Here is a 13,410-nt window from a genome sequence, read left to right on the forward strand (position 1 = left end):
AATTTATAAAGCAAATATAGCTTTATTGAAGGTTATACAAATTAAGAAATCCTTTTTTTGATAAGCTAATGGCATAATTTTAGCTGTGATGTTCAGTATAAAACACAGAAATGATCCGGAGCTTATTATTATTGTTTATCAGTATAACTTCAATATATCGTCCTACAGCCTTTCAGGCAGATATTATCGATGATTTGTCTGCGTATTTTAAAACCAGTAACTCCAAAGAGATTGCTAAAAATTTTGCTTCAACAATTGAATTGATCATCGTAGATGAAGAAGATGTATACTCTAAAGCACAGGGAGAGCAAATATTAAGAGATTTTTTCATCAAACATCCACCGGTTAAAACCAGTATTTTTCATAAAATAAATACCAATCCAAGTTATCGTTTTGGCGTTATTCTTTTAAGCACTTCTAAAGAAACTTTCAGGATTTCCATAACCTTAAAAAAGTTTAATTCTAACTTCCTGATTACAGAATTAAGAATAGAACCTGCCAAAGGCTAATTATTCTATATAATCTTACCAGAGCGACTAAAGCTCAATCATAAATTGCCTGATAACAAATAATTCTTATTTTTACGGCATAAATATTTCTATTTTGGATAAACAATTAGTCGATCAGTTTATAAAAAATGCCCTTACCGAAGATGTTGGTGATGGCGATCATACTTCATTATCAACTATTCCAGCCAGTACTCAGGGCAAAGCCAGGCTCATTATTAAAGAGGATGGCGTGTTAGCAGGAATAGAGCTGGCTGTTGAAATATTTAAAGTGGTTGATGCCAGTTTAAAAGTAGAGGTTTTATTGAAAGACGGAACCGAAGTTAAATTTGGTGATATTGCGCTTACCGTAAGCGGAAGTACACATTCTATTTTGATAGCCGAAAGGTTGGTTTTAAATTGTATGCAGCGCATGAGCGGCATTGCAACTAAAACCAGCAGAATTGTTGCTTTACTTAAAGATACCAAAACCAAAATTTTAGACACCCGAAAAACAACTCCGGGCTTGCGCTATTTAGAAAAATGGGCGGTAAGAATTGGTGGTGGCGTTAACCACCGCATTGGTTTGTACGACATGATTTTAATTAAAGATAATCATGTGGATTATGCAGGTGGAATTTCAAATGCAATTCGGGCTGCTCGAAAATATTTATCTGATCAGGGTAAATCATTACAAATTGAGATTGAGGTGAGGAATATTGAGGAATTAAAACAGGTTTTAGCAATAGGTGGGGTAGATCGCATTATGCTGGACAATTTTAATTTTGAAAATTTAACAAAAGCTGTTCAAATCATCGATGGTCGTTTTGTTACCGAAGCATCAGGTGGAATAACAGAGGAAAATGTTACCGAATATGCAGCATGTGGTGTAGATTTTATCTCCATGGGCGCACTTACCCATTCAGTAAAGAGTCTGGATATGAGCCTAAAAGCATATTAACTGTGACAGGCTATAAAATAAAAGGCTTATTTTTTGTATCATTGTAGGCTATGGTTACGGTTTATTCTCTCAGCGCTCTTCTGGTCGCGTACTTATTTGGATCAATACCAACTGCTGTATGGTTAGGCCAGGCCTTTTATGGGGTAGACGTTAGAGAATATGGCAGCGGTAATGCCGGTGCAACCAACACTTTTAGGGTTTTAGGGAAAAAAGCGGGTATAACGGTTATGATTATCGATATCGCAAAAGGTTATACCGCAACAAATCTGGCCTATTTGATAGGCATGTCCGTAACCGGGCCTCAAAATTCAGTCGTTTTTGTCAATTATCAACTTGCGTTAGGCGTAACCGCTGTAATGGGACACTTGTTTCCTGTTTTTGCTGGTTTTAGAGGAGGAAAAGGAGTGGCCACACTTTTTGGAATGATTTTGGCAGTTAACTTTTCGGCATCTATGCTTTGCGTTCTGGTTTTTGTAGTGGTATTACTTTTAACGAAATATGTTTCATTAAGTTCGATCTGTGCAGGCTTTACTTTTCCGCTCAGTATTGTGTTTTTGTTTCATGTATCCATAAAGTCTGAAGTGTTATACGGAATGGTTGTATGCATTTTGATCCTGGTTACCCACCAAAAAAATCTTGAAAGATTGCTGAAAGGCAAAGAATCCAAAGTGTATTTGTTTAGAAAAAAAACTAATTAACTAACAAATAATCAATTTAATTAAATTGATTAAGCACTCTTTTGAGGCTTTAACTAAATTGACAGATAACGGATTAATAACTAAACTTATGAAAAAAATATTATTAACAGCTGGTGTTGCTGCAACACTATTGTTTAATTCTTGTTCTACTGTACCTTTAACTGGTCGCAGTCGTTTTGACCTTGTTAGCAATGAGCAGGTTTTACCAATGGCCTTCCAGGCTTACGGTGAGTTTTTAACTGAAAATAAATCTACCGTTTTACCGGCTTCCAATGCACAAACTTTAAAGGTAAAAACCATTGGCAGCAAATTAATTACAGCGGTAAAAACTTATATGAATAACAATAACTATGGTAATCTGATTAAAGATTATCAATGGGAAGTTAATGTAGTTCAGAATAATGAGAAAAATGCATGGTGTATGCCTGGTGGTAAAATAGTGGTTTATACAGGAATTTTATCAGTTACACAAGATGATGCTGGTTTAGCAACTGTAATGGGGCACGAGATCGCACACGCTATTGCAGGTCACTCAGCCGAGCGTATGTCTAATGAGATGGTAGCACAAGGTATTGGCGCTGCAGCGGGCGTAGCACTTTCTAAAAACCCTAAAACCCAATCTATATTTAATACACTTTACGGTGTTGGAACGCCTGTGGCGATGTTAAAATTTAGCAGAAACCAGGAATTAGAAGCAGATCGTTTAGGCCTTATTTTTATGGCAATGGCTGGTTATAATCCACAAACATCTGTTAATTTCTGGCAAAGAATGTCTTCTTCTTCAGCAGGAGCACAGAAACCTGCAGAGTTTTTAAGTACACACCCTAGCGATGCAACACGTATTGCTCAAATACAAAAATACCTGCCAGAAGCACAACAATATTATAAAAAATAAGGTTTTTAACACCTTAAATTGAAGGTGGGAGGCTTACAAATAAGCTTTCCACCTTTTTTATTGATCATGAGACCGAATTTACTTCAGCACTTTTTTAGCTTAGTACTTTTAAAATAGCACTTGCTTTTAACAAGCATTCTTCATATTCCAATTCTGCATCACATTGATAGGTAATTGCCCCGCCAACCTGAAAAGACAAGTATTTAGCCGTAGCGTTATATAAAATACTTCTGATGACCACATTAAAATCAAAGTCGCCATTAGGACTAATACAGCCGAAAGAACCTGAATAAACGCCTCTTTTAGTTACTTCATATTCTTCAATAAGTTTCATGGCTTTAACCTTTGGCGCACCCGTCATAGAACCCATTGGGAAAGCATTTTTAATGGCATCTATAAAATGTACACTTGGATCTAAATCGCAACTGATGGTCGAAATCATTTGATGTACCTGAGGAAAGGTGTAAATGCCAAAAAGTTCATCAACTTTAACAGAGCCTTTAACAGCAGATTTGGTCAAATCGTGACGAACCAGATCAACAATCATTACGTTTTCTGTTTGCTCTTTAATATCGGCCCTTAATGCCTTTTTAATACGTAAATCTTCTGCCTGATTTAAGCTTCTTTTTGCAGTTCCTTTTATGGGTTGAGAAATTAGTTTTTGATTTCTTTTACACAAAAAACGTTCTGGCGTAGCCGATAAAATATACTGGCCATGCGATTTAAAATAACCTGCAAATGGAGTAGGAGAGACATCATTTAATAATTCGAAAGTATGAATGGGATTTATTTCCGCATTTTCTGCAAAAAACTCCTGACAAAAATTGATTTCATAAATATCCCCACGCAAAATATGCTGTTTTAAAGCTTCTACTTTTGCTTTATAAGCATCTTTTGTTAACCGCTGCTGAATGGTTAAGTTTTTAGACTTGCTTTGCTGCGGAAGTTTAAATGCTTCAATCTCCTTCAAAACTGTATTATCTCCAATCAGGATTTCTATTTTACCATTTTTAGATGCGATAAGGTATTCAGGAATAAAGAAATAAGCATCAGGGAAAGTCAGGTAATCCGGATTTTCAGATTTTAGATCTTCTGTTTCATTTTTAAGGTCATAACTGAAAAAACCGAAAATCCATTGTTTATTTTGGTCGTAAAAGGTTTTTAATTCTTCGAATGTTTGATTTGCAGATGCATTTAACTCTTTTGCAGTTCCTGCTGCCAACATAAAATCATAAGCAGAATAGATATCTTTATATTGATTGGAATCTAAGAAACAGCAAACATCGAACTGATTGGCCCAGTTTAGTGCTTTATGTTTAAAATCTGATATGTTTATTTGGTTTTTCAAGCTGCGGCAAAGGTAACTAAACCCGACATAAGTGGAAAGCGCCGGGATGCATAAACTTTAATTGATTGATGGTTTTAAACCCGGGCTTGAAACATTGGCGGGACTCAACATTAAAAATAGCGATGGGCTGGCTTTCCAAAAAAAGATATTAATAAAAAAAGCAATCCAAATTAATGAATTGCTTTTATTCAGCTGAAATAATTCAACATGATAATTATTTTAGTACAATTCTAATGTTTGGGCCCTGTCTGGTCCAACGGATAAGAATTTAACCGGTACTTCTAATTCTTTTTCAAGGAATTTGATATAATCAGTAAGTGCAGCTGGAATTTGGTCAACAGCTGTAATTTTAGTTACATCTGTTTCCCATCCTTTAATGGCTTTTAATACTGGTTTTGGCTGGATCGAAATAATATCGTAAGGCATATAATCGATTGTTTCGCCATTATGTTCGTAATGTGTACAGGCATAAATGGTATCAAAACCATCTAAAACATCCGCTTTCATCATAATTAATTCGGTTACCCCGTTTAACATGATTGCATATTTTAATGCAGGAAGATCAATCCATCCGCAACGGCGTGCACGGCCTGTTGTTGCCCCAAATTCATGACCAATCTGGCGTAAATTTTCACCAACTTCGTTATCTAATTCTGTTGGAAAAGGACCGCCACCAACACGTGTGCAATACGCTTTGAAAATACCATAAACTGCACCAACTTTATTAGGTGCAATACCCAAACCTGTACAAGCACCGGCAGTTGTGGTATTACTTGAGGTTACAAAAGGATATGATCCAAAATCAACGTCTAATAATGTTCCTTGTGCGCCTTCAGCTAAAACAGCTTTTCCTTCTTTTAAATAACCATTTACAAAATGCTCGCTATCTACATGAGGAATGGTTTTTAAGAATTCAATAGCTTCAAAGAATGAAGCTTCTTTTTCGGCCAATTCATATTCAAAATCATAGTGAGAGAGAATCTCAGTATGTTTTTCTACTAATCTGGCATAACGCTCTTTAAAATCAGGAAGGGTAGTATCACCAACACGTAAACCATTACGTCCGGTTTTATCCATATAAGTTGGGCCTATACCTTTTAAGGTTGAACCAATTTTATTTTTACCCATTCTTGCTTCATTTGCAGCATCTAATAATTGATGCGTAGGCAAAATTAAGTGTGCTTTACGTGCAATAACTAATTTGCCTTCAGCAACAGGGTCATGACCAGCTTTTTTTAAATTATCTAATTCTCTTTTTAAGATAATGGGATCTATTACCACACCATTGCCGATAAGGTTCATGGTTTTTTCGTTAAAAATACCTGATGGAATGGTGTTTAGAACAAATTTTTTGCCATCGAACTCTAATGTATGCCCGGCATTTGGTCCACCCTGGAAACGGGCGATAAGATCATATTTTGGACTTAGAACATCAACGATTTTTCCCTTTCCTTCATCGCCCCATTGCAGGCCGAGAAGTACATCTACTTGCGTCATTATTAATAAATTAAGCTGGTTTTATTTTGTGTATTATTTAATTTGCTTGAATTTTTGCAGCCTCCGCTGCATTTTCGTTAACTTTTCTTGCCACACTGCAATCAGAGCAGAAGCCATAGAGATTTAAAGAATGGTGTTTGATGTCAAATTTAAGCAAATCGCCAACCATCGTTTGGATTTGATGGATACGGGGATCGCAAAATTCAACAACTTTACCGCATTCAATACAAATCACGTGATCGTGCTGACGGTAACCATAAGATTTTTCGAATTGAGCCATATTTTTACCAAACTGGTGTTTGGTAACTAAATCACACGAAACCAATAGCTCTAAGGTATTGTAAACCGTAGCCCGGCTTACGCGATACTTTTGGTTTTTCATGTGAATGTATAGCGTTTCAACGTCGAAGTGATCGTTACGTGAATAGATTTCCTCTAATATTGCGAAACGTTCCGGCGTTTTCCTAAGATTTTTGTTTTCTAAATAAGCTTCAAAAATCTTGCGAACGAGCTCATTTGTTTTTTGTTCAGACATAGTTTTTAAACTCCATTCAAAGGTAGTTAAATTGTTTGATTGTTGTAGCCTTCAATTGTTTAATTGTTGTAAGAATTATTGGGCTGTTTTAAAGTTTAAATGTTGTAAGATTATGAAATAAGTGGCTTATTAATAACAGGTACAAATCTTTTATGATAATTTTATTTCTATTAAATATGCCTGGTAAACTGTCTTTAGTAATGGCGTATAGGTTTGTTAGTTCCTGTGGTGTTTTGATCGGTAAGTTTTTTTGTTGAATTGGAATGGTTTGGTATTCTCTTCTCAGCTTGTTTTCAAAACAAGAGTAACGCGATTAGGATTAAGAATATGCCATAAATATTAATTGATGTCAGGAGTCATATTTGCTTTTATTAATTTTAAAATATAAGTGTTGTTTTTAATTTTTATTAATTTAAAATAACATTTATAAGTGTAATTTCCACCTTCTTTACCTTTATAATAATCTTCTGAAGTAATATTATTGTTTTTGTCTAATAAAAGCCCGTTCTCATTTCTGAACTCTATATTATCTTCTTTATAAGATCTAATTACTCTCGCCGAAGACCTTATTTTGTTTCCGTCAACCAGGTTTGCTTTACCAGCGCTTAAATCTAATGCATAAAGCTGTCCTCTGAAATGACCATGACTATGGATGGAAGTTATATAAATAAATGGATGCCCAGATAGGTACACTACTTTTATATTATCAGGATGATAACCATCATAATCATAGGTTAACAAAACCAATTTCTTGTTGCCATTTTTTATATAAATAGTTGTATATACATCATCGTAACTGTAAGAGATACGGTCATATTTGATTGATTTACCTTTAACGCTTCCCAGGGAAATATCTTTTTCTTCAATAGCTTTGGGTTCTTCATCCTTTGGTTTTGCCGTACTTACTTTCGTGTTTTTTGAAACGTTATTACTTGAATTAATTTTATTTTTTGAAAAAGTTTGTTTGTCGACTTTTTGCTTACAGCCCAGCCCAAATAAAATTAGTATGAGAATTAGTATTTTCATTTACGTAAATAATCATATAAATATCTAAAGTCTTTGTAGTCTTGATATTTAGTGCTGAATGCCTCTGGTCTTAAGCATCAAATCTGGTTACACCGGTTACGCCTCTAACTTTAAGTAAATTTTTAATCAGGTTTTCGAGATGTTCAGTATCATTTACAAAAATCATGATGGAACCATCAAATATACCCTCGTTTGTATCTACCGTAATGGAACGCATATTGACCTTAAAATCGGTAGAAATTACACGGGTAATGTTATTAATTAAACCAACATCATCAATACCCACAATGTGTAAACCGGTTAAAAAAGTAAGTTCCTGCTGTTTATTCCATTTTGCTTTTACAACTCTATAACCATAATTGGCCATTAACTGGGCTGCATTAGGGCAGTTGGTTCTGTGAATTTTAATGCCTTCGCTTACCGTAATAAAGCCAAAAACATCATCACCCGGAATAGGGTTACAGCAAGCTGCAAGGGTATAATCAATGCGCTGCATATCCTCGCCAATCAGCAGAATATCAGATTCTGAGCCTTTAATTTTACTCTTAACTCCATCAACGGATAAATTTTCAGGACGTTCAGGACCGCGGGTTTCAATCTCCTTTTCGCTTGACAGGTATTCTTTAATGTCTTTAAGTTCTATTTTACCTAAAGCAACGTTCACAAAAAGCTCCTGAGTAGAGGGCAGTTTGAAGAAATAACTCAGTTTATTTAAATTATCGGTGTTATACGTAATTTTCAATGATTTCAGCTTACGCTCTAAAATTTCTTTACCATTCTCTGCAATTTTTCGCTTTTCTTCCTTTAAAGAAGATTTAATTTTGGATTTAGCTTTCGCTGTAACCACAACATTTAGCCAGTCTTCTTTAGGCGTTTGCTTATTGGAAGTAATAATTTCTACCTGATCGCCATTTTGTAATTTGTAAGAAATAGGAACCAGTTTGTGGTTTACCTTAGCCCCAATACAGGTTGCACCCACATCGGTATGAATTTCAAAAGCAAAATCTAAAGCGGTTGCACCCAAAGGCAATTGAATTAAAGCACCTTTAGGCGTAAAAATGAAGATCTCATCAGAGAAAAGATTCATTTTAAAGTCGTCCAGAAAGTCTAAAGCATTGGCTTCAGGGTTGTTTAACATTTCTCTAACCTTCTGAATCCATTGATCCAGACCGTTGTCATTCGTCGATTCTTTATATTTCCAATGCGCAGCGAAACCTTTTTCAGCAATCTCATTCATGCGCTGGGTACGAATTTGTACTTCAACCCATTGTCCTCTGGGCCCCATAACTGTGGTGTGCAAACTTTCGTAACCATTGCCTTTTGGCGAAGAAACCCAGTCGCGTAAACGATCCGGATTAGGACGGTACAAATCGGTTACAATAGAATAAGCCTTCCAGCAATCGGCTTTTTCATTTTCAGGAGCACTATCCAGAATAATACGGATGGCAAAAAGATCATAAACCTCTTCAAAAGGAATATTTTTTTTCTTCATCTTATTCCAAATGGAATGGATAGACTTTGGCCTGCCGTAAACATCGGCAACCAAACCCTGTTCGTGTACGATTTCGTCAATTGGCTCAACGAATTTTTTAATAAATAAAGCACGTTCCGCTTTTTTCTCATTCAGTTTTTTAGCAATAAATTTATAAGTATCAGGGTCGAGATATTTCATGGAAAGATCTTCCAGCTCTGACTTTATTGCATATAAACCTAAACGGTGGGCAAGAGGTGCATATAAATAAATGGTTTCTGAAGCAATTTTTAGTTGTTTATGGCGAGGCATAAAATCCATCGTCCGCATGTTGTGCAAGCGGTCGGCCAGTTTAATTAAAATTACCCTTACGTCATCGGCCAGGGTAAGCAGCATTTTACGGAAGTTTTCGGCCTGTAAAGAGCTGTTTGTATCAAAAACGCCTGATATTTTAGTTAATCCATCAATAATTTTGGCCGTTTTCTTGCCAAATTCACGTTCAATATCTTCAAGGGTAATGTCGGTATCTTCAACTACATCGTGTAATAAAGCACACACAATAGAAGTGGTGCCCAAGCCAATTTCTTCTGCAGCAATTTGGGCCACAGCAATTGGATGATAAATATAAGGCTCGCCAGATTTGCGGCGCATGTCTTTATGGCTTTCGAGCGCCATATCAAATGCTTTCCTGATTTCTTTTTTATCTCCACGTTGTAAAGTGGATTTGCTCGCCCGTAATAATGCCCTGTATCTTTTTAGAATTTCTTGTTTCTCAGCCTCTAAGTCAATCACTAACTCTGTTTTCATTTGTATTTTTTGCGTAAAAAATTGCGTCTTATTATTGAATAAAACTTATATTAGTTCTATGAAACACCTAATATATGAAATAACACCTAACTTTGTCAAAGTATAAATTTATGAATTTTAAAGGGCTCTTTTTTCTGTGTATTGTAATCCTTTTAGGCTTTTCGCTGAAAGCGCAGGAGAATGTAGAGCCTGTTTTCCCAAAGATGGGTAAGAACGATACCATTAGGGTGGCTTCTACCAATGATAACGGAATTATGATTCCATGGATGCAGCTTAATGATGTAAGTATTTTTGCAGCCCGGATCTGGAAATCGCCGGCAGAACAAGCAGCTTATAACCGTTTGCGTTACAATGTTTTAAAAGTTATGCCTTATGCTTTGTTTGCCAAGCGCAGATATGAGCAATTAGAGCAGGATTTAATTGTTAATACCGAAAAGAGAAAACAAAAAGAACTGGTTAAAGCCTGTGATAAAGAAATAAAGGAAATGTTTAACCGTGAAATAAAAGAGTTAACCATTGCCCAGGGACAGATATTAACCAAATTGATTGACCGGGAAGTTGGAAGAACAACCTACGATATTGTTAAACAAACAAAAGGCGGTTTTGCCGCATTTTCATATCAAATTATTGCACGTGTGGTTGGTCATAATTTAAAAAGTACCTACGATGCAAACCAGGACCGGGATATTGAATCCATTATTCGCACTTCCGGTTTCTATCAATAAATTACCCTAATGAAGGAAAGCATTCCAAATATTTACCCGTTCAAGGTAAAAAAAATTAACGGTGAGGATCAACTCTTATCGGCATACAGAAATAAAGTTCTTTTAATTGTAAATACAGCTTCAGAGTGTGGTTTTACGCCTCAGCTTAAAGAATTACAGCAACTAAAAGACGAAATAAATAGTCCTGATTTTGAAATTTTAGGTTTTCCAACCAATGATTTTGGTAAACAGGAACCTTTGAATGGGGAAGAGATCAGTTCATTTTGCGAAATTAATCATGGTGTCCAATTCCCGGTTTTTGATAAAATTATGATTCGTGGCGATCACGCCCACCCGCTGTATCAGTTTTTAAGTGACAAAAAACAAAATGCAAAGCTGAGCTCAAAACCCAGGTGGAATTTCCATAAATTCCTGATTAATAAAAATGGTGAAGTGGAAGATTATTTTCTTCCTTTTACAAAACCTTTAAGCTCAAAAATCAAAAAGAAAGTTCAGCGCCTGCTGAATGAAAAATAACATTTACCCATTTTCAATCCCCTGCCTTGAAATTTTGATTTTCACATTATGAATTGTACAGGTAATAAAACAATTTGCGCTCGTTTTTAAATCCAAAAATAGACATGAAATTAGATATTTTAGTTATAGCTGTTCATCCTGATGATGCTGAACTTTGCTGTTCAGGAACCATTTTAAAACACATTGCCCTGGGTAAAAAAGTTGGCCTGGTTGATTTAACAAGAGGCGAACTGGGTACGCGTGGTACTGCCGAAACCCGTGATGAAGAAGCTAAAGATTCAGCTGAAATTTTAGGTTTGCATGCCCGTGAAAATTTAAGATTCAGAGATGGCTTTTTTCAGAATGATGAATTTCACCGTTTAGAAGTAATTAAAGCGATTCGTAAATATCAGCCGGAAATTATTTTAAGTAATGCGCTGCACGACCGTCATCCTGATCATGGCCGGGCCGGTGATTTGGTTTACGATTCGGTGTTTTTATCGGGCTTACCTAAAATAGAGACCGTTGTTGAAGGGATAAATCAGGCAGCTCATCGGCCCAGATTATTATTGCAATACATTCAGGACAGATACATTAAGCCTGATATTATAGTAGATATTACCGAGCAAATGGATACCAAAATTAAATCGATTAAGGCCTTTAAAACGCAGTTTTATAACCCCGATGTTGATGGTTTGGAAACTTATATTTCTTCTCCCGAGTTTTTTGAAAGCGTAATTGGCAGAGCCAGAGAATTTGGAAAAAGTATTGGCACCACCTTTGGCGAAGGCTTTACATCAAGAAAATTATTGGGTGTAGATAACCTGTTTGATTTAAGATAGTATAGTTTTATTTGTCATTCTGAGGCACGAAGAATCTTCATTAGATTCTTCGTGCCTCAGAATGACAGTACAGCCCAACAAAATCAGCCTTTATTTGTTATTCAAAAAACAAATAATAATGGCGAATATATTTTCTTCTCTAAAAAACGCTTACAACCTTTTTAAGCATGTAGATTTTGATAAGCTTGAAGCGCTTTCAAAAAAAGTAGATCTGCCTAAAATGGTCGAAACCATTTCTAACCTGGATGATAAACAAATTCAGGGCATGATGAAAATGATGGGCGGATCTCACAAAAAAAAGGAATTGCCACCCATTGAAGGCGATTTTTATCATTTAGGCGACGAGGCATTGAATGATGAAGACCGTGAGCTCCAATTAAAAGTACGGGCATTTTTAGAGAAAGAAGTAAAGCCAATCGTCAATCATTATTGGAATAAAGCCGAATTTCCTTTCGAAATTATTCCAAAACTTGCCGAATTAAATATTTGTGGTTTAACCTACCAGGGTTACGGTTGCCCGGGTAAATCTAATTTAATGGAAGGCATACTGGCAATGGAAATGGCCCGGATTGATACCTCAATTTCAACTTTTTTTGGCGTGCAGAGTGGCTTAGCTATGGGCTCTATTTATTTATGTGGCTCAGAAGAACAGAAACAACAATGGCTGCCTTTAATGCAGCAGTTTAAAATTATCGGTGCCTTTGGTTTAACAGAGCCCGAAGTGGGTTCGGCTGCGGCAGGCGGTTTAACCACAACCTGTAAAAAAACAGGTGATAAATGGATTTTAAACGGACAGAAGAAATGGATTGGCAATGCAACCTTTGCCGATATTTTAATTATCTGGGCCAGAGATGAAGACAGCAGCGAAGTAAAGGGTTTTATTGTTAAAAAGGAAAACCCCGGTTTTTCTGTCGAAAAAATGCAGGATAAAATGGCTTTGCGTATTGTGCAAAATGGCGTTATAACTTTAACCAATTGCGAAGTTGAAGAAACCGATCGTTTACAAAATGCCAATTCTTTTAAAGATACAGCCAAAGTTTTACAAATGACAAGGGCAGGAGTAGCCTGGCAAGCGGTAGGCTGCGCACGTGGAGCTTACGAGAATGCGCTGGATTATACCCGTACCCGCAAACAATTTGGTAAACCAATCGCTTCCTTTCAGTTAATTCAAAATCATTTGGTTGAGATGTTGTCTAACCTTACTGCCATGCAAACTTTATGTTACCGGTTATCGCAGTTACAGGATCAGGGTTTACTTAAAGACGAACATGCTTCGTTAGCCAAAGTATTTTGCTCTTTGCGTACACGCGATGTGGTGAGTAAAGCAAGGGAAGTTATGGGCGGAAACGGCATTTTGCTCGAATATAATGTGGCCCGTTTTGTAGCCGATGCAGAGGCGATTTATTCTTACGAGGGCACCAAAGAAATTAATACCCTAATTGTGGGGCGTGCAATAACTGGTTTCTCCGCATTTGTGTAAAATATTTTGTCATCCTGTGAAGGAGGATACTTAGGAAGGTAAAATTCTATTCTCAGGTAGGGCATTTCATTGCAAAAACTTTGTATCTAAACCCGATTGTATGGATCCCGATTTTTCATCGGGAGGAAGGAAAGCGGGACTGAAA

Annotated in this window: 13 protein-coding genes; 8 read left to right on the top strand and 5 right to left on the bottom strand. The window is 36.3% G+C overall.

What is annotated here, in order from left to right; translation table 11 throughout:
• Positions 1 to 110: 110 nt before the first annotated feature.
• The 4 genes from O0955_RS12180 (at position 111) to O0955_RS12195 (ending at position 3,039) form a co-directional block, all read left to right on the top strand.
• Positions 111 to 509, top strand: coding sequence for a DUF4783 domain-containing protein (locus O0955_RS12180; RefSeq protein ID WP_269427822.1), 399 nt, complete (start codon positions 111 to 113; stop codon positions 507 to 509).
• Between the two features lie 94 nt (positions 510 to 603).
• Positions 604 to 1,446, top strand: coding sequence for a carboxylating nicotinate-nucleotide diphosphorylase (gene nadC / locus O0955_RS12185; protein WP_269427823.1), 843 nt, complete (start codon positions 604 to 606; stop codon positions 1,444 to 1,446).
• 50 nt (positions 1,447 to 1,496) lie between these two features.
• Positions 1,497 to 2,144, top strand: coding sequence for a glycerol-3-phosphate 1-O-acyltransferase PlsY (plsY, locus tag O0955_RS12190; protein ID WP_131538956.1), 648 nt, complete (start codon positions 1,497 to 1,499; stop codon positions 2,142 to 2,144).
• Between the two features lie 88 nt (positions 2,145 to 2,232).
• The gene (locus O0955_RS12195; RefSeq protein ID WP_269427824.1) at positions 2,233 to 3,039 is read left to right on the top strand and encodes a M48 family metallopeptidase; all 807 of its coding nucleotides are present in this window, start codon (positions 2,233 to 2,235) and stop codon (positions 3,037 to 3,039) included.
• A gap of 94 nt (positions 3,040 to 3,133) precedes the next feature.
• Here O0955_RS12195 and O0955_RS12200 read toward each other — a convergent pair whose 3' ends face one another.
• From O0955_RS12200 to O0955_RS12220, 5 genes are all read right to left on the bottom strand, one after another.
• Positions 3,134 to 4,387 carry an anthranilate synthase component I family protein gene (locus tag O0955_RS12200; protein ID WP_269427825.1) on the bottom strand — a complete coding sequence of 418 codons (1,254 nt, stop codon included), beginning with the start codon at positions 4,385 to 4,387 and terminating at the stop codon, positions 3,134 to 3,136.
• A gap of 219 nt (positions 4,388 to 4,606) precedes the next feature.
• Complete coding sequence (locus O0955_RS12205) at positions 4,607 to 5,884, bottom strand: adenylosuccinate synthase (protein ID WP_269427826.1); 1,278 nt, start codon at positions 5,882 to 5,884, stop codon at positions 4,607 to 4,609.
• Positions 5,885 to 5,921: 37 nt separating this feature from the next.
• The gene (locus tag O0955_RS12210) at positions 5,922 to 6,419 is read right to left on the bottom strand and encodes a Fur family transcriptional regulator (protein ID WP_269427827.1); all 498 of its coding nucleotides are present in this window, start codon (positions 6,417 to 6,419) and stop codon (positions 5,922 to 5,924) included.
• 339 nt (positions 6,420 to 6,758) lie between these two features.
• The gene (locus O0955_RS12215; RefSeq protein ID WP_269427828.1) at positions 6,759 to 7,445 is read right to left on the bottom strand and encodes a hypothetical protein; all 687 of its coding nucleotides are present in this window, start codon (positions 7,443 to 7,445) and stop codon (positions 6,759 to 6,761) included.
• 70 nt (positions 7,446 to 7,515) lie between these two features.
• Complete coding sequence (locus O0955_RS12220) at positions 7,516 to 9,723, bottom strand: RelA/SpoT family protein (protein ID WP_269427829.1); 2,208 nt, start codon at positions 9,721 to 9,723, stop codon at positions 7,516 to 7,518.
• A 110-nt stretch (positions 9,724 to 9,833) separates the two neighbouring features.
• Between O0955_RS12220 and O0955_RS12225 the strand changes: the two genes are divergently transcribed.
• From O0955_RS12225 to O0955_RS12240, 4 genes are all read left to right on the top strand, one after another.
• Entirely contained in the window at positions 9,834 to 10,448 is a 615-nt protein-coding gene (locus tag O0955_RS12225) for a DUF4294 domain-containing protein (protein WP_269427830.1), read from the top strand.
• 9 nt (positions 10,449 to 10,457) lie between these two features.
• Positions 10,458 to 10,964 carry a glutathione peroxidase gene (locus O0955_RS12230; RefSeq protein WP_269427831.1) on the top strand — a complete coding sequence of 169 codons (507 nt, stop codon included), beginning with the start codon at positions 10,458 to 10,460 and terminating at the stop codon, positions 10,962 to 10,964.
• A gap of 104 nt (positions 10,965 to 11,068) precedes the next feature.
• On the top strand, positions 11,069 to 11,785 hold the full coding sequence (gene bshB1, locus O0955_RS12235; protein WP_269427832.1) for a bacillithiol biosynthesis deacetylase BshB1: 717 nt from the start codon (positions 11,069 to 11,071) through the stop codon (positions 11,783 to 11,785).
• A 118-nt stretch (positions 11,786 to 11,903) separates the two neighbouring features.
• Entirely contained in the window at positions 11,904 to 13,265 is a 1,362-nt protein-coding gene (locus O0955_RS12240; protein ID WP_269427833.1) for an acyl-CoA dehydrogenase family protein, read from the top strand.
• Positions 13,266 to 13,410 lie beyond the last annotated feature (145 nt).

The organism is Pedobacter punctiformis (assembly GCF_027213715.1).
GTDB classification, from domain to species: domain Bacteria; phylum Bacteroidota; class Bacteroidia; order Sphingobacteriales; family Sphingobacteriaceae; genus Pedobacter; species Pedobacter punctiformis.